The organism is Mycobacterium paragordonae (assembly GCF_003614435.1).
Lineage (GTDB): Bacteria > Actinomycetota > Actinomycetes > Mycobacteriales > Mycobacteriaceae > Mycobacterium > Mycobacterium paragordonae.
Window position 1 is genome coordinate 4,474,460 of the sequence record NZ_CP025546.1, and the last position, 19,526, is coordinate 4,493,985.

The 19,526-nt window shown below is 67.1% G+C and carries 14 protein-coding genes; 7 read left to right on the forward strand and 7 right to left on the reverse strand.

The features are described from left to right. Positions 1-11: 11 nt before the first annotated feature. Both C0J29_RS20245 and C0J29_RS20250 read right to left on the reverse strand, forming a co-directional pair. A complete protein-coding gene (locus tag C0J29_RS20245) occupies positions 12-860 on the reverse strand; it encodes a CbiQ family ECF transporter T component (protein ID WP_197748218.1) in 849 nt (282 codons plus the stop codon). Next, positions 857-2,836, reverse strand: coding sequence for a DUF2232 domain-containing protein (locus tag C0J29_RS20250; protein ID WP_197748253.1), 1,980 nt, complete (start codon positions 2,834-2,836; stop codon positions 857-859). The genes C0J29_RS20245 and C0J29_RS20250 overlap by 4 nt, the downstream gene beginning before the upstream one ends. A gap of 196 nt (positions 2,837-3,032) precedes the next feature. On the opposite strand from C0J29_RS20250, the gene C0J29_RS20255 reads away from it, so the two are divergent. From C0J29_RS20255 to C0J29_RS20270, 4 genes are all read left to right on the forward strand, one after another. Beyond that, positions 3,033-3,509, forward strand: coding sequence for a MarR family winged helix-turn-helix transcriptional regulator (locus C0J29_RS20255; RefSeq protein WP_065043130.1), 477 nt, complete (start codon positions 3,033-3,035; stop codon positions 3,507-3,509). A 68-nt stretch (positions 3,510-3,577) separates the two neighbouring features. Then, on the forward strand, positions 3,578-6,184 hold the full coding sequence (locus C0J29_RS20260) for an ABC transporter permease (RefSeq protein WP_242460495.1): 2,607 nt from the start codon (positions 3,578-3,580) through the stop codon (positions 6,182-6,184). 267 nt (positions 6,185-6,451) lie between these two features. After that, complete coding sequence (locus C0J29_RS20265; RefSeq protein ID WP_065043131.1) at positions 6,452-6,781, forward strand: hypothetical protein; 330 nt, start codon at positions 6,452-6,454, stop codon at positions 6,779-6,781. Positions 6,782-7,027: 246 nt separating this feature from the next. Then, positions 7,028-8,968, forward strand: coding sequence for an acyl-CoA dehydrogenase family protein (locus tag C0J29_RS20270; RefSeq protein WP_120793381.1), 1,941 nt, complete (start codon positions 7,028-7,030; stop codon positions 8,966-8,968). Here the strand turns inward: C0J29_RS20270 and C0J29_RS20275 are convergent. Together C0J29_RS20275 and C0J29_RS20280 are read right to left on the reverse strand one after the other, a co-directional pair. Beyond that, on the reverse strand, positions 8,965-10,413 hold the full coding sequence (locus tag C0J29_RS20275) for a nitrate/nitrite transporter (RefSeq protein WP_120793382.1): 1,449 nt from the start codon (positions 10,411-10,413) through the stop codon (positions 8,965-8,967). The genes C0J29_RS20270 and C0J29_RS20275 overlap by 4 nt on opposite strands. Positions 10,414-10,548: 135 nt before the next feature. Next, the gene (locus tag C0J29_RS20280) at positions 10,549-11,019 is read right to left on the reverse strand and encodes an LppP/LprE family lipoprotein (RefSeq protein WP_120794858.1); all 471 of its coding nucleotides are present in this window, start codon (positions 11,017-11,019) and stop codon (positions 10,549-10,551) included. A gap of 372 nt (positions 11,020-11,391) precedes the next feature. Here C0J29_RS20280 and C0J29_RS20285 point away from each other — a divergent pair, with 372 nt between their 5' ends. The 3 genes from C0J29_RS20285 to C0J29_RS20295 all read left to right on the forward strand — a co-directional run bounded on the left by C0J29_RS20285 (position 11,392) and on the right by C0J29_RS20295 (position 17,656). Further along, a complete protein-coding gene (locus C0J29_RS20285; RefSeq protein WP_120793383.1) occupies positions 11,392-15,528 on the forward strand; it encodes a bifunctional nitrate reductase/sulfite reductase flavoprotein subunit alpha in 4,137 nt (1,378 codons plus the stop codon). Between the two features lie 114 nt (positions 15,529-15,642). Further along, positions 15,643-15,945, forward strand: a complete 303-nt coding sequence (locus C0J29_RS33925) for a hypothetical protein (protein ID WP_232004093.1) — start codon at positions 15,643-15,645, stop codon at positions 15,943-15,945. A gap of 64 nt (positions 15,946-16,009) precedes the next feature. Beyond that, positions 16,010-17,656 (forward strand): NAD-dependent malic enzyme, encoded by a 1,647-nt coding sequence (locus tag C0J29_RS20295; RefSeq protein WP_120793384.1) that lies wholly within the window; start codon positions 16,010-16,012, stop codon positions 17,654-17,656. Between the two features lie 15 nt (positions 17,657-17,671). Here C0J29_RS20295 and C0J29_RS20300 read toward each other — a convergent pair whose 3' ends face one another. The 3 genes from C0J29_RS20300 to C0J29_RS20310 are packed head-to-tail and all read right to left on the reverse strand — an operon-like array spanning position 17,672 to position 19,508. Next, complete coding sequence (locus C0J29_RS20300; RefSeq protein WP_120794859.1) at positions 17,672-18,160, reverse strand: CAP domain-containing protein; 489 nt, start codon at positions 18,158-18,160, stop codon at positions 17,672-17,674. Continuing rightward, positions 18,157-18,879 (reverse strand): hypothetical protein, encoded by a 723-nt coding sequence (locus C0J29_RS20305; RefSeq protein ID WP_174814851.1) that lies wholly within the window; start codon positions 18,877-18,879, stop codon positions 18,157-18,159. Before C0J29_RS20305 ends, C0J29_RS20300 begins: the two co-directional genes overlap by 4 nt. Next, positions 18,876-19,508, reverse strand: coding sequence for an Mce protein (locus C0J29_RS20310; RefSeq protein WP_082994179.1), 633 nt, complete (start codon positions 19,506-19,508; stop codon positions 18,876-18,878). Before C0J29_RS20310 ends, C0J29_RS20305 begins: the two co-directional genes overlap by 4 nt. Positions 19,509-19,526 lie beyond the last annotated feature (18 nt).

Sequence of the window (19,526 nt, forward strand, 5' to 3'; positions counted from 1 at the left end):
GCCGCGACGCATCAGTGCGCCGTGAGGATCGTCTGAATCGCCACGCCCGCGCCGCACACCAGGACGGTGATCGTCAGCGCAACCCAGTCAGCCAATTTGGGCCGCCGCGGATGAGCCGACAACTGGCCGGTGCCGCCGCGGGCGGTGATCGCGTCGCCCATCTCGTCAGCGCGGCGCAGCGTCACCGTGATCGTGGCCGCGAGCAGGTCGATGACCTCCAGCCTGCGTTGCTGGCGCTTCTCTCTCCGGTTGCGCGGCACCGGTTTCGGCCGCAACCGGCGGGCCGCGTACAGCACCTGGAACTCATCGATCAACATCGGGAAGGCGCGCAGCGCCAACGCCAGCGCTACCGCCCACTCGTCGATCGGCAGCCGCAGCAGCCGCAGCGGCCGGCCCAAAGTCGCCACCGCAGGACCGATTTCGGCAACATTGGTGGTGTAGGACACCAGACCGCCCAGTCCCAGCAGCACCAGGGTAAGCGCCGTGATACGCAGGAAGTTCAAGAAACCGCCGAGTCCCAGCTCCAGGCCGGCCACCGGGACCAGCGGATTACCGCCGGCCAGCGCCGCGGTAAAACCGCCGATGAAGATGACGATCCACAGCCAGCGGGGTATCGACGGCAAAGCGCCCCGCGGGATATGGGCGGTCCAGATCGCCGCCAGCACCACGGCCGCGGCACAACCGATCGTCACCCAGCCCGGATAGAACGCCAATAGCACCGAGATGCCGAAGACCACAAGCAGTTTGGTCCCTGCCCACAGGTCGTGGATGGGCGACGTGCCCGGTATCGGCACCAGCAACACCACCGGTCGACCCGGCTTGCGGGTTTCGCGCTGCCGCGGGTGGGATGTGCTTGTCACGACACACCCCCCGGCCCCGCCGCGGACGTTGAGGCGGACTCCAGCACGCCGTCACGCAGGTGCAGGGTGCGCGGGCACAGGCTCTCCATCCCGACGAGATCGTGCGAGATGACGACCACTGTCAGACCCCGCTCCCGGCGCAGATCCTCGAGCAGGCGCAGCAGCCCGCTCTGGCTCTCGGCGTCCAACCCGGCCAGCGGCTCGTCGAGGATCAGGGCCTTGGGCTTGCAGGCGAGCAACCCGGCCAGGACCACGCGGCGCATCTGGCCCCCACTGAGTTTGTCGATGCTGCGGCTCGCCAGAGCGGGGTCGAGTCCGACGACGCCGAGCGCCGAGATCACCCGATCGTGGTCCTTGTGCGAAAAGCCGGCCGCCGAAGCCACTTCCAGGTCGACGCGGCTGCGCATCAGCTGCAGCCGGGCCGCCTGGAACGACAACGCCACCGCGCCCACCTGCTCGTCGGTGGGACGTCCATCCAGCAGGCACACACCACTCGTCGGTGTCGTCAATCCGGCCATGATCCACGCCAGGGTGGACTTGCCCGAACCGTTGCCGCCGTGGATCAGCACGCCGTCGCCCTGCTCGACGACGAAGTTGACGTCGCGCAACGCCGTCTTGGCCCACGGCGTACCGACGCCGTACTCAAGGCCGACACCGACGAGTTCGAGCGTCGACCCGCTGCGCGTTCCGCCCGCCCCGACGGTCGGCAGCTGCGCGTCCTCGGCCGGCTGGACCATCCCGGAATTGTCCGGGGAATCGCTGAGTTTGATTGTGCGGTCGGCAGATTGGGCTTCGTTGTTGTAGTGCGTGATGTGCACCAGCGCCGTCCGGTGCCGTTTGGTGAGACCGGACAGCACGTTCAGCAAGCCCTCGCGGCCCTGCTGGTCGACCATGGTGGTGACCTCGTCGGCGATCAGCATGGCGGGCTCGCGGGCCAGCGCCGCCGCGAGCGCCAGCCGCTGTAGCTCACCGCCGGACAGGCTGCCGGTGTCGCGTTCGGCCAGGTCTTCCAGACCCACCTCGCGCAGCAAGGTGTCGACGTCGGTCTTGGTGCCCGGCGGCAGACCCCACACCACGTCGTCGGCGACCCGGGTGCCGAGCACCTGGCTCTCGGGATGCTGCAGGACGACGGCCGTGCCGCCGAGCTTGCCCAGCCCTACCGCCCCGGGCCGCTGCACCGTGCCCGAGGTGGGCTCCCGGCCGGCCAGGATCAACATGAGCGTGGTCTTGCCGGAGCCGTTGGCGCCGGTGATCGCGACGTGTTCGGCCTCGCCGATGTCCAGGCTGATCTCGCGCAACGCGTCCTGGCCGGCACCCGGGTAGCGGAAGCGCACCTGGTCCAGCCGCACCGGAACTGGGCCGACGGCGGCGTCGGCGACGTCACCGGTCGGGGCGTCCAGCTTGTGCACGTCCGGGATGCCCCGCATCCGCTCCAACAGCCGCGACAGGGCCCACCACCCGATCAGCGAGATGAAGACGACCCCGATGGCGACGCCGCCGAGCAGGACCAGTTGCCAGTAATGCAGCGCTCCGGCGTAGACCTTCTTCAGCCAGAACCCGGCGTCCTGCAAGCCCACCCGGCCGAAGAAGGAGGCCAGTCCGTCCACGTTCGCACTGATGGCGTCGCGCATCAGGTGTCGCAGGCGGGTCAGCACCATCAACACGCCGACGTTGCCGGCGCCGAACACCAACCCCGCGATCACCGATGAGACGACCACCGTGGGCGTGCCGCGGCCCCGGCGCTTGATGATTCCGGTGAGCCCGCCGATGTAGGCGCTCTGGATGACGCCCATCAACCCGCCGCCGCCGGCGATCAGGAAGGCGATGACACCGGCCGCGACCGTCGCCGTGATCAGCACCCGCAGGCGGTACCGGTAAGCCAGCAACCCGGTCGGCACCGTGCCCAGCAGCGCCAGTCCCGCAGCAAACGGCACCACGACGGAGATGATGGCCGTCACCGCGCACAGCGCGGCCATCACCGACGCTTGTGCCAACTCACTCGGTCGCAGCGGTCCACCCCGAGCGCGCGAAGGGGGTGGCCCGATCTCGCTCACTCGACCGATTCTGCCAGGTCCACTCGTCGCGAGGTGACCAGCACGCAGGCTCTCGGGCAATTAAGGTGACGGCTTTCACGATTGGTCTCGCATAGCAAAGCTATGCAACGATGGACGCATGACTTCGTCCGCCGCGGCCAGAGACGCTGACGTCGCGCACGGTCTGGGTGCCGACCTGTTGGCAGTGGTCGCGCGGTTGAACCGGCTGGCCACCCAGCGCATCCAGATGCCGTTGCCGTCGGCGCAGGCCCGGCTGCTGGCAACCATCGAAGCCCAGGGCGAAGCGCGCATCGGCGACTTGGCCGCCGTCGATCACTGTTCCCAGCCGACGATGACGACGCAGGTGCGCCGGCTCGAGGACGCCGGACTGGTGTCGCGAACGATCGACCCCGGTGACGCCCGCGCGGTCCGCATCAAGATCACCCCGAAGGGCGTGCACACGCTCAACGCGGTGCGCAGGGACCGGGCCGCCGCGATCGAACCGCAACTGGCCCGCCTCGATGCCGCCGATCGCCAGGTGCTGACGGATGCCGTCGAAGTATTGCGGCGTCTGCTGGAGAACGCCGCTACTGCGCCGGGCCGCCACACACTCTGATCGGCTCAGCGCGGGTGGAGAGACCGGGTGAACGGGTAGACACTTGAGTCAGCACTCCACGATGAAAGGTGACGGCCATCCCTGACGTCTCCCCGTTGACCGTATGGGTCGGATCGGTGCGGTACGTCTTCGCGCCGGGCCGCGATGTGATTGTGGGGCACGGCGGACACTGCGACGTCCGACTGGACCCCGATGGCCCCGGACTCGACGGTGAACCCGTCCCCGACGTGGTGCTGCGCTTCGCCGGTACCCACTGGCTGGCCGTCGATCAGAGCCACCGAGGCCTGTTCCTCGATGGGATACGGATGTCGACGATCGACATCCGGGACGGTCAGACCATCGCGATCGGCGATCCGCAGCGCGGACCGCGGCTGAGCTTCCAGGTCACCGCTCCGGACGACGCGCCCCCGCCCACCACCGATCCGTTGGGGGTCAAGACGCCGCTGCCGCCACCCGTGCAGGCGCCGCTCGAGGAGCCCGACGAGCCCCCGACCACCAGCATCCCGGCACCGCCCCCCGAAATCGCGGCCGAGCCGGCCACCACCGCCATCCCGGCGCAGCCCATCGAAATCCCAGCCGAGCCGGCGACCACCGCCATCCCGGCGCAGGCCCCCCAAACCCCGGCCGAACCCGCGACCACCAGCATCCCGGCGCAGCCCATCGAAATCCCGGCCGAACCCGCGACCACCGCCATCCCGGCGCAACCACCCGAGGAGCCCCCGACCACCAGCATCCCGGCCCAGCCCGCCGCCGGCTACGGCCCGGTGGAACACTCCCCGCTGGAGAGACCCACCAGGCCTTTCCGCTACGTGCCGGCAGACACACCTCCTCCGCCTCCGCCTCCGCCGCAAGTCGACGAAGCGCCGGCCAAAGGCCCAGGGTTTCTCGAGCGGATGACCGAGGCGGGTCGCAAGCTGCTTCCCGGCGGCGACGACACCGGACCCGATGAGCTGCCGCCCCAGACCAGCCGGTTGCCGCTGCTGCCGGGCGCACGGACGATCGGTGTCGCCGGTTACCACCTGGGGCTCGCCGTCGATGGCCACGAGCTGCTGTCGAACGTGACGTTCACGGCGCCGCCGGGATCCCTGATCGCGGTCGTCGGGCCGTCGGCGGCGCGCAATTTCGCCCTGACCGGTCTGCTCGCGGGAACCCGGCCGCCCACCTCGGGCCTGCTGACGGTCGACGGTCACGACGTGCGCGCCGAACCCGACGTGCAGCGGTTACGCATCGGTGTGGTTCCGCGCGACAACCGCGTGCTTCCCCGGCTCACCGTCGAGCGTGCCCTGGACTACGCGGCCGAGTTGCGGCTGCCGCCGGATACCTCGCCGGAGAACCGCGACCGAGTCGTGCATCAGATCCTCGACGAACTCGAGCTGACCCCGCACCGCACGACCCGGGTGGCCAAGTTGCCGCCCGAAGCGCGCCGGTGCGTGGCGCTGGCGGTTGAGCTGATCACCAGGCCGTCCCTGCTGGTGGTCGAGGGGCCGGGTGCCGGGCTGGATCCCGCTCCGGAGAACCACGTCATGGCGATGCTGCGCCGACAGGCCGACCTCGGCTGCGTGGTGGTGATAGCCGGCACTTCACCGGCCTACCTCAACATGTGCGACCAGGCGTTGGTGCTCACGCCCGCAGGCCAATTGGCGTTCGCTGGACCGCCCTCGCATATCGATTCGGCGCTGGGCACCACCGACTGGTTCGAGATCTTCGGACGGATCGGCGCGGACCCGCACGGCGCCCACCATGCCTTCCTGATGCGACAGCAGGCGTTGTCCTCGCCGACGCCGCCGTCGGTCGCCAGGCCGCAACGGCTCGCGCCCGTCCCCGGCTTCGGGCAGCAGTTCCGGCTAATGGTGCGTCGCCAGCTGCGGTTGCTGCTGTCCAGCCCCGTCTATTCGTTCTTCCTGCTCGCGCTCCCCTTCGTGCTGGGAGCGTTGACGCTGTTGATCCCCGGCAGTTCCGGGTTGAACCGGCCCGGCCCGTCGTCGGCGAACACCCACGAAGCGGTCGAGATTCTTGCCGCGCTCAACTTCGCCGCGGTCCTCATGGGCACCACAGTCACCGTTCGCAGCCTGGTCTCCGAACGACGGATCTTCCGGCGCGAGCAGGCAATCGGATTGTCGACGTCGGCCTACCTGCTCGCCAAACTCGCGGTCTTCGGGCTGTTCGCCGCCGCCCAGGCCGCCATCCTGACCGCCATCGTCATCGTCGGCAAAGGCGGGCCCAAGCACGGCGCGGCGCTGTTCGGCACTTCCCCGCTGGCGGCGGGCATCGAGCTCTACGTCAGCGTGGCGGCGACGGCCATCGTCTCAGCGATCGTGGGTCTGGCGCTGTCCTCCCTGGGCAAGTCGATGGCCGAAGTGGTGCCGCTGTTGATCCCGGCGCTGCTGGCTTCGCTGTTGTTCGCGGGCGGGCTCGTCTCGCTGGTGGGTACCTGGGGCTATGACCAGGTCTCCTGGTTCATCCCGGCGCAGTGGGGGTTTGCGGCCGCCGCCGCCACCGTGGATCTGCGGCGAATCGACAAGCTGGCCGATCACAATGCGGTCTGGAGTCACTATTCGGGCTGGTGGGTTTTCGACATGCTCATGCTCGGGCTTCTGGGCGTAGTGTGGCTCGGTTTCGTCGGCTACCGGTTGCGTCCGCCGGCAACTCCTTCGCTGCACCGCGAAATTCCCTGACTGCGTGATTTGAACGGGTAGCGCCCGAAAGTGCAACACATCGCGCGGCCCCTGATCGTTTATCCCGGGAGTCGCAAACCTCCACTTCGGTGACGCTTTTGTCGCCGAACGCAAGAATTTCACAAACCCCGGAAGCTAATTTCGAACCGACCGAGATGAATAGCCATTTGACGAATTCAAATGTGGCCAATATCGGCGCGTGCGAATCGCCTACCGGGCGCTTCGATCGCGCCTACCATTTGCCTGCGCAAAAGAAAGGAGGCCATCGTGCAGCTGGCCCGTACAACCAAGAAAGTCCTGGCGGCCTCGTTGCTGGCCGGGTCCGCCGTGTTCACCGGGTTGGGTCTGGGCGTCGCCCACGCTGATACGACACAGCCGCACCAGTGGTGTCCGGGCAACCCGAAGCAGATGCCCTACGTCACGAACCAGTACGTCGACTGGGACTGGAGCGTCTGCCACACCTGGTATGCGACCAATTATGGGATGGGCAACCTCACCAGCCAGGGCACGCCGATCTCGATGTGGGACGGTGACAATCCCCCGATTGAGGCGATCACGATCAGGCAGTGCCCGCCGATCAGCTTCATGTGCCCGTAGCCCGGTAGCGGCAGGGCATCCGGCGGAGAGTGAGCCCAGAGTTCCCGGTCGTCAGTACGCCGGCAATTCCCTTGCGCCGGAATCGGATCAGCATGTCCTGGCAGCGCGCCACACCGTGCCCGGCGCGGTCGTCGCTGCTCACGACGAACACGACAAAGCCTGCGATGACTGAACGATTTCCGCGACACACTGTGTTCATAGGGCCGACGTGTTCCGACGGGGCTGACGACGGACTACGGTCGGGGGATGGCGTCAGACAACAAGAGCACTGCCGACTACATCCGCGACGCGCTCGACGGCCGTTGGCGCGACGTGAAGAACGAGACGCGGGCCAAGCTCTCCCACGAGGCTTTCCGTCCGCACTACACCCCCAACACCGTCATTGCCCGCGCCAAGGTCGCCGAGCAGATGCAGATGATGGCGGCCGCCGGCGTTTCGGACGAAGGCTTCCGCAAGGAGCACGGCGGCACCGGTGATGTCGGTGCGGCGGTCACCATGATCGAGATGCTGGCCATGTCTGATCTTTCGCTCATGGTGAAGGCCGGTGTGCAGTGGGGACTGTTCGGCGGAGCTGTCGAGAACCTCGGCACCGAACGTCACGCCTCCTACGTCAGAGACATCATCACGCTTGATCTGCTCGGGTGTTTCGCGATGACCGAGACCGGGCACGGCAGCGACGTCCAGTCGCTGGAGACGACGGCCACTTACGACGTCGAGACCGAAGAGTTCGTCGTCAACTCCCCGACGCCGACATCCCGCAAGGACTACATCGGTGGTGCGGCCGAAACCGCCACCATCGCATCGGTTTTCGCGCAGCTGATCACACATCAGGACGGCAAGCCGGTCAACCACGGCGTGCACTGCGTCCTGGTCCCCATCCGCGACGCCGACGGCAACGACCTGCCGGGGGTGACCACCTCGGACTGCCACTACAAGGGCGGCCTGCCCGGTGTCGACAACGGCCGCATCATGTTCGACAACGTCCGGGTGCCCCGGGTCAACCTGCTGAACAAGTACGGCGAGGTCGAACCGGACGGCACCTACACCTCGCCGATCGACAACGCCAACCGGCGCTTCTTCACGATGATCGGCACGTTGATCCGGGGCCGGGTCACCGTGGGCGGCAGTGCCGGCAACGCGGCCCACGTCGCGCTGGACATCGCGACCCGGTATGCGTTGCAGCGCAGGCAGTTCAGCGCCCCCGGCGACGACGACCACGAAGTGCTGATCATGGACTACCTGGTGCATCAGCGGCGGCTGTTCCCGTTGATCGCCAAGTCCTACGCGCTGCAGTTCGCGCAGAACGAGCTGGTGTCCAAGTGTCACGACCTGCAGACCTCCGACGTGGTGGACGCCGAGGAACAGCGTGAGCTGGAGGCGCGTGCCGCCGGGCTGAAGGCGGCCAACACCTGGCACGCGTCGCTGGCCATCCAGGAAGCCCGCGAAGCCTGCGGTGGCGCGGGCTACATGGCCGAGAACCGGCTGATCGCGCTGCGCGCCGACACCGACGTGTTCACCACCTTCGAAGGTGACAACCATGTGCTGACCCAGCTGGTGGCCAAGGAACTGCTGACCGCCTACGCCGACGACATCAAGAGCATGAGCCCGGTCGAGTGGGTGCGTTTCGCGGCCAACACGGTGGGCGACCGGGTGAAGAAACGCACTGCGGCAGAAGCGATCATGCAGCGCATCGTCGACTCCCGGCAGGACAACGAGGAGGAAGGCAGCCTGTTCAACCGCGGCACCCAGGTGCAGATGTTCGAAGACCGCGAGGAGTACCTGCTGTCTTCGGTGGCGCGCCGGCTGCAGGGCAAGTCCAAGGAGATGTCAGCCTTCGACGCGTTCAATGCGGTGCAGGACCACGTGCTGCACGCGGCGAAGGCGCACATCGACACCGTGGTGCTGGAAGCCTTCGTCGCCGGGATCGAGTCCTGCCGGGACCGCGAGGCACGCGAGCTGCTGGGCGTGGTGTGCGACCTGTACGCGTTGTCGGTCATCGAGGAGGACAAGGCCTGGTTCATCGAACACCGGTACCTGTCGACCGAGCGCGCCAAAGCCGTCACCCGGGGCATCAACGACCGGTGCCGGGTGCTGCGCCCGCACGCCAGGACGCTGGTCGACGGGTTCGGCATCCCGGAGCCGCTGCGCTACGCCGAGATGCTGCACCCGGAGAATCTGCCCGACTAAGCCTTGCTCACAACGAGTTCCGCCGCGCGCACCGGCACGGCCCTGCGGACATAGGCCTGCCAGGTCAACGCGGCAGCAGCGGCATAGCAGCACATGAAGATCCAGAATGCCTCGGTCCCGGCGCCGGTGCCCGCATACGACGCCCGCAGCGCGAGGTTGATGCCGACCCCGCCGAGTGCGCCGACGGAGGCCACGAACCCGATTACCACGCCGGAGATGATCCGCGACCACTCGCGGCGATCGGCTTCGCCGACATCGAGCGTGCGGCTGCAGGACTCGAAGATCGTCGGGATCATCTTGTAGACGGATCCGTTGCCCAGCCCGGACAACACGAAAAGTGCTATGAAGCAAGCGAAATAGCCGGCCATGGCGGCGCCGCCGTGATGGCGGTGTTGATGCGCACTGGTGTCGATCAATAGCGCCGCGGTGAGGGCCATGCCGAGGAACACCATCAGCGTCAGGCGGCTGCCACCGATACGGTCGGCCAGCCGGCCGCCGTAAACCCTTGCGAGAGCGGCGAACAGCGGACCGAGGAAGGCGAGCTCCGCGGCGTGCAGACTTGCCTGCGCCACGGTTTCCCCGCTCGCCTCGAAGTTGGTCTGCAACACCTGGCCGAACGCGAAGGCGAAGCCGATGAACGAGCCGAACGTGCCGAGGTAAAGCAGCGAGAGCAGCCACGTGTCCCTGGACGCGAACATCGCCTTGATGATCGGCCGCAGCTGTTGCGGCTTGACGTGATGCTGCGCAACGGTATTCATGCCTCGGGTCACCCCGATCGAGGCGATGACCAGCGACACCGCATACAGCCCGCACACCAGATAGGGTTTGCCGTCGCCCGCGGTCGCGATGACCAGCAGCCCGACCAACTGGATCGTCGGAACACCGAGATTGCCCACACCGCCGGCCAATCCGAGCGCGGAGCCCTTGAGCCGGTGCGGATAGAAGGCATTGGCATTGCTCATCGAGGCGGCGAAATTGCCGCCGCCCAGTCCGGTGAGCGCCGCGCAGATCAGGTACGGCCACAACGGCAGCCCGGGGTGCAGCAACAGCACCATCGTGCCGAGGACCGGGACCAGCAGGGCCAGCGACGACAGGATCGCCCAGTTGCGTCCACCGAAGACCGCGGTGGCCAGCGAGTAGGGCATCCGCAGGCAGGCCCCGACCAAGGTCGCGGTGATGCCCAGCAGCAACTTGTCGCCCGTCGAAAACCCGTACACGTTCTGCGGCATGAACAGTTCCATCACCGGCCACAGCGTCCACACCGAGTATCCGAGGTGCACCGTGACGACCGACCACAACAGATTCCGGCGCGCGATGAGCTTGTTGCCGGCCTCCCAGGCCGCCACATCTTCTGCGTCCCAATGACAAATGTGACGCGGGCCACGACGACCGCTCACGACGTTGTCGCACGACTCCACCCGCTGTGGCAGCGTCTGCTGGTACATAGCCCTCCTCACTCGGTCCCGGTGTCTGGCACGGAAGATTCAGCGTGCCAGCCGAACCGGCGTCAAGCACGCCCAGAGCAGCCTGAACCTGCTGTAGGTGTGCTGTAGAAGTGCTGAGTGACGACCCAGCCAGGGTCAGCTGGGTGGCTGATGCGGGATCGGGTTGAGCGCCTTGAGTTTGCCGTCGGGGCCTATCTCGAACTTCACCGTGCCCCTGCCGGTGGGGCAGCACTCCTCGTCGCTGCCGGTGCGCCACTGGTACTGCACGGTCACGGTGTCGTCGGCCGGAGCCAGCACGGTGATGTAGGGCTTGGGGTTGGGGGTGGGTGAACCCAACGGGGTGTTGCGATCGAAGAACAACAGCTGCTGCGGCGTCGATTCCGATGCGATGGTGGGGATGATTTGTACCCAGTTCAGCCGGCATTTGCGGGTGTGCCCGCGCGCGATCTCCACCCAGGTAGATCCCGGGACCTCGACCGGGACGGCGGCGATGGCCCGCCGAACCGTGTCGGCGGTGGGGCTGTCCGATTCCTTGCACGAATCCGCCTTCGCCGACGGCGGGGTTGACGAATGGCCGCCACAACCTGCGACCGCGACCCCCAACATGAGCAGGGCAGCGCCGAACCGAGACCGCACCTGGCGAGCTTAGCGAAGCGGCGGAACAGCGGGCACCGCAGCTGAACGCACACTGTGAATGTCCGTCGAGTTTGGTCAAAACCCCAGGTGTAGGGCCTGAAGCCGGGATCAGCGTGGGTAACCTCGGCGGATATCACCGGTCGACGAGGACCGGTAATGCGATGAGCGGGCGCTCAACGCAATCCCGATGCCATCCCGAATTTCCTGCCGGCCGCACACGACCCCATACCCCGTGCGAGAAGTCCGTAAAGCCGCTGAAACCTCGGGTGCGCCGTACCGAAACATCACTGCAGCACCATTTTGGGCAGATCCCGGTGCATAAAGGAGAGGTCGGAAATCACCATGCAGTCCCCCGACGACGCGGTGCGCACCATGTGCGCCTACTGCGGCGTCGGCTGCGGAATGGTGTTGCAGCTCACAACCGACCCCGAAAGCGGCCGGCGTCACATCGCGAAAACGGTTGGGCAGGATGATCATCCGGCCAACTTCGGCCGCCTGTGCACCAAAGGCACCACCACCGCTGATTTTCTCGCCGCACCGGGACGGGCCGAATCGGCATACGCCCGCACCGACCGTGGTCAGCCGTTCGAAGCCATGGACACCGATACCGCGATCATGCGATCGGCCAAGCGGTTACGGGCCATCATCGACAAGCACGGACCCGACGCCGTGGCCCTGTACGTGTCGGGGCAGATGTCGCTGGAAGCGCAATACCTGGCGAACAAGCTGGCCAAAGGTTTCATCGGCACCAATCAGATCGAGTCGAACTCGCGACTGTGCATGGCCGGCGCCAGTTCCGGATACAAGCTGTCGCTGGGTGCCGACGGACCGCCCGGGTCCTACCAGGATTTCGACCACGCCGACGTATTCTTCGTCACCGGTGCCAATATGGCCGACTGCCATCCAATTCTGTTCCTGCGCATGATGGAACGCGTCAAAGCCGGCGCCAAACTGATCGTCGTCGACCCCCGCCGCACCGCAACCGCCGCCAAGGCCGACCTGTTCCTGCAGATCGCGCCCGGCTCGGATCTCGCGCTACTCAACGGCTTACTGCACCAGCTCGTACGTAACGGGCACACCGACCCCGACTTCATCGCCGAGTTCACCACCGGCTGGGAGGTGATGCCCAGCTTCCTCGAGCAGTTCACCCCAGAGCGGGTCAGTGAAATCACCGGCCTCCCGGCCGACGACATCCGCACCGCGGCACGGTGGATCGGCGAAGCCGCGAATTGGATGAGCTGCTGGACGATGGGCCTCAACCAAAGCACCCATGGCACCTGGAACACCAACGCGATCTGCAACCTGCACCTGGCCACCGGAGCGATCTGCAAAACCGGCAGCGGACCGTTCTCGCTCACCGGTCAGCCCAACGCCATGGGCGGGCGCGAAATGGGTTACATGGGCCCGGGTTTGCCGGGTCAGCGGGCGGTGACCAGCAGCGAGGACCGGGAGTTCACCGAGGACCAGTGGGGCATTCCCCGCGGTTCGCTGCGCACCGATGTCAGCGACGGCGTCATCGACATGTTCAGCCGCATGGCCGACGGCCAGATCAAAGCCTGCTGGATCATGTGCACGAATCCCGTTGCCACCGTTGCCAATCGGAAGACGGTGCTGGCGGGCCTGGAACAGGCCGAGCTGGTGGTCACCCAGGATGCCTACCTGGAGACCGAAACCAACGAATACGCCGACGTCGTGCTGCCGGCCGCCCTGTGGACGGAGTCCGACGGGGTGATGGTCAACTCCGAGCGCAACCTGACCCTGTTCCAGCGGGCGGTGGATCCACCGGCCCAGGCATTGCCCGACTGGCAGATCATCGCCCGAATCGCCTGCGCGATGGGGTTTTCCGACTCGTTCAGCTACAACTCCGCCGAGGAGGTGTTCGAGGAGATCAAGCGGTTCGCCAACCCCAAGACCGGTTACGACCTTCGGGGCATCAGCTACGAGCGGTTACGCCAGACGTCCGTGCAATGGCCCTGCCCGCCCGACAGCCCCACCGACCGCAACCCGATCCGCTACCTCAACAACGGCGTCAGCCAGACCCGCCTGGTTCGGGAGAACGGGCACGTGCCCCGGCTCGCCTTCCCGACCCCGCACGGCCGGGCCGTCTTCTTCGCCCGCCCGCACCTGTCGCCCGACGAGATGCCGGACAGCGATTACCCTTTCCTGCTCAACACCGGCCGCCTGCCGCACCAGTGGCACACCATGACCAAGACCGGCAAGGTCGCCAAGCTCAACAAGCTCAACCCTGGGCCCTTCGTCGAGATCCACCCGGACGATGCTGCCCGCCAACACATCTCCGACGGCGATCGCGTCGAGATCGCGTCCAGGCGCGGCCGTGCCGTGCTGCCCGCCGTCGTCACCGACCGGGTCCGGCCGGGCAACTGCTTCGCCCCGTTCCACTGGAACGACACCTTCGGTGAATACCTGTCGATCAACGCGGTCACCAATGACGCCGTCGACCCGGTGTCGCGCCAACCGGAATACAAGGCCTGCGCCGTCACCCTGACCAAGGTCGCCGGCCGCACCGCGACACCGCCCCGCCAGTCCGAGACACCCGAGACGCAATACCCGGCGCCGCACGTCAGCCTCTCTCAGATCGACGCGATCGCCGAGTTCCTCGGCGTCGCAAGCGAGCCCGCGCCCGAGTTCGACCAGCACGGTCGCGCCTACCTGGCTGGAATGCTGGCCGGGCTGCGGGTAGAGGCCGGCCGTCCGACTACCGGGTTACCCACCCTGCCGGCCAGCGCACCGTTCGACACCCGCACCCGGATGTGGCTGGACGGCGTCATCGCGGGGATCTGCTCGCGCACTCCGGCGCCGGCGCCGGAGGTGGACGCCCCCCGGAAGCCCGTTCCCGCGGCCGGCCGGCCGGCCGTCGTGCTGCTGTGGGCCTCCCAGACCGGCAACGCCGAGGAACTCGCAGCCACTCTGGCCGCACGCCTGACCGACGCCGAACTGCCCGTCGCGGTGCACGCGATGGACGACTTCCCGCCCAGTGACCTGGCCGGCACGCGTGAATTGCTGCTCATCACCAGCACCACCGGCGACGGTGATCCCCCCGACAACGGCGCCGCTCTGTGGCGGACTCTGTCGGGTGCGGGAGCGCCGCGGTTGACCGAGACCCGCTACGCCGTCCTGGCCCTCGGGGACTCCAACTACAACGACTTCTGCGGCCACGGACGCCGGCTCGACGAGCGACTGGCCGAACTGGGCGCGACCCGCATCACCGGCCGCGTCGACTGCGAGCCCGACTACGAAGACGCCGCCACCCGCTGGCTCGACGACATCCTGGGCGCGCTGTCGGACGCACCCGTCCGCAAGCCGGCCACCGCCGCCGGCAGCACGCAGAAGTACACCAAGAAACGGCCCCTGGTCACCGACGTGATCCGCAACGTCACCCTGAGCCGGCCCCGCTCGGCAAAAGACGTGCGCCAGTTGGTCTTTGACGTACCGGAGGCGACGGTCGACTACCAGGCCGGCGATGCGCTCGGCGTGTGGCCGCACAACAGTGAGCAGTTCGTCGACGAATGGCTGACCGTCACCGGCCTGGACGGCCACACCGAGGTCGAGGTCGCCGACCACGGCGCAATGTCGTTGCGCACCGCGTTGACCGACCGGTTCGAGATCGCCCACATCAGCCCCGACCTGCTGCGCTTCGTGCAACAGCGCACGGTCGACGCCGCGGCGGCGGCCCGGCTGAGCGAGCTGATGAGGCCGGAAAACAAGACGGCACTGGCTGATTGGTCCTGGGGACGTCAGTCGGTGGACCTGCTCGGGCGGGCGCCGGTGCACGCGTCGGTGGACGAGTGGCTGGCCGTGCTCAAACCCCTGCAGCCACGGCTGTACTCGATTTCATCGAGCCCCAAGGTGCATCCCGGCGAGGTCCACCTCACCGTCTCGCCGGTGCGGTACAACTTCCAGGGCGTGCCGCGGCGCGGGGTGTGCTCGACCTATCTGGCCGACCGCTCCCCCAGCGACCGGATCGCGGTCTACGTGCGGACGTCCAAGAATTTCCGGCCGCCCAGCGACCCCCAGACTCCGATGATCATGATCGGGCCCGGCACCGGGATCGCCCCGTTCCGCGGATTCCTGCAGGAGCGACGCGCGCTGGGCCACACCGGCCCGAACTGGCTGTTCTTCGGCGAGCAGCACGCCGCCACCGATTTTTATTACCGCGACGAGATTCAGGCCATGCACGCCGACGGATTGCTCACCGAATTGGACCTGGCGTTTTCCCGGGACCAGCAGGAAAAGGTGTACGTGCAGCATCTGATGCGCAAACGCGGCGCCGCCCTGTGGAGCTGGCTCCAGGAAGGCGCCCAGCTCTACGTCTGCGGCAGCGCCGACCCGATGGCCAAAGACGTTGACCAGGCGATCTGCGACATCGCCGCCGAGCACGGCAAACTCGACCCCGAGGCGGCCAGGGCCTTCGTGCAGGCGTTGAGCACGGACAAGCGCTACCACCGCGATGTGTACTGACGGTGACGACTGGGTAATCCCGTAATTTGACGGAAACGTCACACGCCTTCAGCTGAAACATGGGCGTCGCACCATTCACCCAAGAGATCGTGCACTCGAGGGAGGGTCGTACGCGTGGCTCGGGAGTCTGAAGGCAAATCTGCGTCCTCCGGGACAGATGTGCGCACGGCCTGTCCCCGGCACTGCCGCACCCGCCAGGGCGCCAATACCCCCGCTGAACAGGTCGATTGGGCCGGGTTGCCGGTCAACCTGGACTTGGCGTTCTCCCAGAACCAACGCGACAAGGTCTACGCCCAGCACCTGAAATTCGAGCGCGACGGCCGCTTCCGCCGGCGGTCCCAGGAAGTGTGCATCTGCGACCTGGCCGATCACTCCGGCATCAATCAGGACACGCGCAAGTCCGCCTCCGGCTGGTAACCCTCGGTTTCTCATTCAGCGCTAACGTGACGTGACCCCTCCCTAGTCACGGACGGAGCTGGTGATGAGTGATGTCTGCGTGCCCCGCTTCCCGGAAGCGCTGTCGACGCCGAGCCTCAACCGCGGCGTGGGCTTCACCCACGAACAGCGGCGCAAGCTCGGCCTGACCGGCCGGCTCCCCTCCGCGGTGCTGACCCTGGATCAGCAGGCCGACCGGGTGTGGCACCAATTACAAAGCATGGCAACCGATTTGGACCGTAATCTGCTGCTCGAACAGCTGCACTACCGCCACGAACTGCTGTACTACAAGGTCCTCACCGATCACCTACCCGAACTGATGCCGGTGGTGTACACGCCCACCGTCGGCGAGGCCATTCAACGCTTCTCCGACGAGTACCGCGGCCAGCGGGGGCTGTTCCTGAGCATCGACGCGCCCGACGAGATCGCCGACGCCTTCGCGACGCTCGGGCAGGGCCCCGACGACATCGACCTGATCGTGTGCACCGATGCCGAGGCGATCCTGGGCATCGGCGACTGGGGGGTGGGCGGCATTCAGATCACCGTCGGCAAATTGGCGCTCTACACCGCCGGCGGCGGCATCGATCCCCGGCGCTGCCTGGCGGTGTCGCTGGATGTCGGCACCGACAACGAGCAACTGCTGCAGGACCCGTTCTACCTGGGCAACCGGCACGCCCGTCGTCGCGGGGAGCAATACGACGACTTCATCAGGAGCTACATCGAGACCGCCCACCGGTTCTTCCCGCACGCGATCCTGCACTTCGAAGACTTCGGCCCGGCCAACGCGCGCAAGGTTCTGCAGACCTACGGTGACGACTACCTGGTGTTCAACGACGACATGCAGGGAACCGGCGCGGTGGTCCTGGCGGCGGTCTACGGCGGATGCAGAGTCACCGGCTTGCCGTTGCGGGATCAGCGCATCGTGGTGTTCGGCGCCGGCACCGCGGGGCTCGGCGTCGCCGACCAGATCCGCGACGCCATGATCGCCGACGGCGCCACGGCCGAGCAGGCCACCTCGCAGATCTGGCCGATCGACCGTCAAGGTCTGTTGTTCGACGACATGGAGGATCTGCGTGACTTCCAGGTGCCCTACGCCAAGAACCGTGCCCGTTTGGGCGTGACCGCACACCAGCATGTCGGATTGGTCGATGCGATCAAGCTCGCCGCACCGACCGTGCTGCTCGGCTGCTCGGCGGTGCACGGTGCGTTCACCCAGGAGGCTGTCGAGGCGATGACGGCGCGCTGCGAGCGGCCGATGATCTTTCCGCTGTCCAACCCGACCTCGCGAATGGAGGCCATGCCGGCCGACCTGGTGCAGTGGTCGGACGGCCGGGCGCTGGTGACCACCGGCAGCCCGATGGCGCCGGTCGTCCACGAAGGAACGACCTACACCATCGGCCAGGCCAACAACGTCCTGGTCTTCCCCGGTATCGGTCTGGGCATCATCGTCGCCGGCGCCCGCCGGCTCACCCAACCGATGCTGCACGCTTCGGCGAAGGCCGTTGCCCAACAAGCTGATCCGGCCGCGGCCGGTGATTCGCTGCTACCGGATGTGCAGAATCTGCGGGACATCTCGGCGAAAGTCGCCGAGGCCGTGTATCACGCCGCGGTCGATGACGGTGTCGCGACCAAGACCTACGAAGACGTCAGACAGGCCGTGCTGGACCGGATGTGGGCTCCGGTGTACGACTAGCGTCTCGGCTTACGACTAGCGCCTCGGCGCGGCCGGCTGCCCGTACAGGGCCACCACCACGGTGCGGTCCAGGCTGTTGGCAGACCAGACCCCCATCGCGGTGTTGGCGCAATCCCGCATGATGGCCAGGTAGTCGGGGTTGTTGTACCACTGGTTGAACAGCTCGAAGCTGCTGATCGACAGGGCCGGGTTGACGGCCACGGTCTCGGTGACCCGGCCGCGGAAGCCGGCGGCGTTGGCGCGGTCCTGTGGTGTCGACCCGTCGGATCCGATGTCGTCGTTGATGTTTCGGTTGTTCATCATGTCGTCGGCGTGCCACTGGGCGGCCAGGTAGAGCGAGTTGTTCATGACGACATCGTTGGTACAGCCGGCCTGATGCTGGAGGGTGTAGACGCCGGAGACGACGGCGTCGTTGAGCCGCTTGTTGTCGGCGCGCGCCGATGGGACCGCCAATACCGCTGCGGCCGTGAGGGATACCGCGACTGAGAACGCGCTGCGGCTTATACCGGGTCGAAATGCGAGACCAGCCACCGGCCGTCGACTTTCTCCAGTGCCACCCGGACTACGGGTTGGGTGTCGGTGGGAGTGCCGCCGTCGCCGATGGTCACGGTCTGATCGACGAACAGCAGCACGACGGCGTGGGTGGCGGTCGCCGACACCGACGCTGCCGCATTCACTTTCGCCACTGCCGCGATGCGCTTTTCCTTCGCGCCCGGGATGACGACCTGACGTGTCAGCGCCGTGTAGGCGTCCTTGAAATCGCCGGTCAGCCGGTCGCGGGCGGCGCTGAGTTGCTTCTCCGCGGTATCCGGGGTGTAGGACAGCAGGGCGACCGCGTCCTCGCTGGCGACGCGCATCGACTCGGTGCGCGCTTTCGCCACCTCGGCCCCGGATACGGCGATCCACTTGAAGTAGCCCGCCGCGATCGCCAGCACCAGAGCCACACCCGGTAGCACGCCGTAGGCGAGCACCCGTGCCCACGCGATCGGCTTCCTCGCGGGTCGGGGCTTGGCGGGTTCGCCATCGGACGCGTCGGGTTCGCCATCGGATGCGTCGGGCTCGTCGGATGCGTCGGGCTCCCCGAGTTCGTCGACCTCGTCGGTGACGTCGATCTCGGCGGATTCCGAATCCTGTTGCGTGGTCTCGTTTTCGTCGGTCGGGCCGTGGATTTCGGTGATGGTGTCCTCCGTCCTCTTGCTGGCCTCATGACTCAAGATCGTCATGGCACGAACACCACATTCGACATCTTCGCATCATCGCCGATCGCCTTGACCTCGATCTTCATCCGCCATTCCCGTGGGGCCTCTTCGCCACCCGCGGTACGGGACTTCACCGCGACCGCGACGAGCACCTGCGCGGAGTCGCCGTGCTGGGATTCCAGGCCGGCGTCGGTCACCGTGCCTTCCGAAACCGACTGCGCCGCCTTGACGAGTTCGACGAACGGCTTGGACCGGTGCTCGAAGTCGTCGCGGAACGCCCCGGTGGCCAGATCCAGGATTCGCTGCACGTCCGAGTCGATCTCGGTGTAGCTGATCGTGGTGAGGTTCACCGCGCCCTGGCGCGCGGTTTGCACGAACAGATCGCGCTGCGCCTGCGCCTGCCGCTCCGCGTAGGCGCGATAGCCGAGCCAGCCGGTCAATCCGGCCAGCGCGGCCACCACGACCGCGCCGGCTACCAGTGCGCGTGCGGGCTGGGACAGTCGACTGCCGACCCGGAACCGCCGGCGGGTGGCGCCGGCGTCGATTTCCTCGTCGGCGGGTGGCTCGGCTGGCAGGTCATCGACGTCGGCTGGCACCTCATCGACGTGGGGTTCCACGTCCTCGATGTCAGGCGTGTCAGGTTCTTCGGCCATGTTGCTCCTTTTTGCAGG

Excerpts from the sequence above, each read along its gene's own strand:
- C0J29_RS20250 (WP_197748253.1), bottom strand. The coding sequence starts at position 2,836 with ATGGCCGCGCTGTGCGCGGTGACGGCCATCATCTCCGTCGTGGTGCCG.
- C0J29_RS20255 (WP_065043130.1), top strand. The coding sequence starts at position 3,033 with ATGACTTCGTCCGCCGCGGCCAGAGACGCTGACGTCGCGCACGGTCTG.
- C0J29_RS20270 (WP_120793381.1), top strand. The coding sequence starts at position 7,028 with ATGGCGTCAGACAACAAGAGCACTGCCGACTACATCCGCGACGCGCTC.
- C0J29_RS20275 (WP_120793382.1), bottom strand. The coding sequence starts at position 10,413 with ATGTACCAGCAGACGCTGCCACAGCGGGTGGAGTCGTGCGACAACGTC.
- C0J29_RS20280 (WP_120794858.1), bottom strand. The coding sequence starts at position 11,019 with ATGTTGGGGGTCGCGGTCGCAGGTTGTGGCGGCCATTCGTCAACCCCG.
- C0J29_RS20285 (WP_120793383.1), top strand. The coding sequence starts at position 11,392 with ATGCAGTCCCCCGACGACGCGGTGCGCACCATGTGCGCCTACTGCGGC.
- C0J29_RS20295 (WP_120793384.1), top strand. The coding sequence starts at position 16,010 with ATGAGTGATGTCTGCGTGCCCCGCTTCCCGGAAGCGCTGTCGACGCCG.
- C0J29_RS20305 (WP_174814851.1), bottom strand. The coding sequence starts at position 18,879 with ATGACGATCTTGAGTCATGAGGCCAGCAAGAGGACGGAGGACACCATC.
- C0J29_RS20310 (WP_082994179.1), bottom strand. The coding sequence starts at position 19,508 with ATGGCCGAAGAACCTGACACGCCTGACATCGAGGACGTGGAACCCCAC.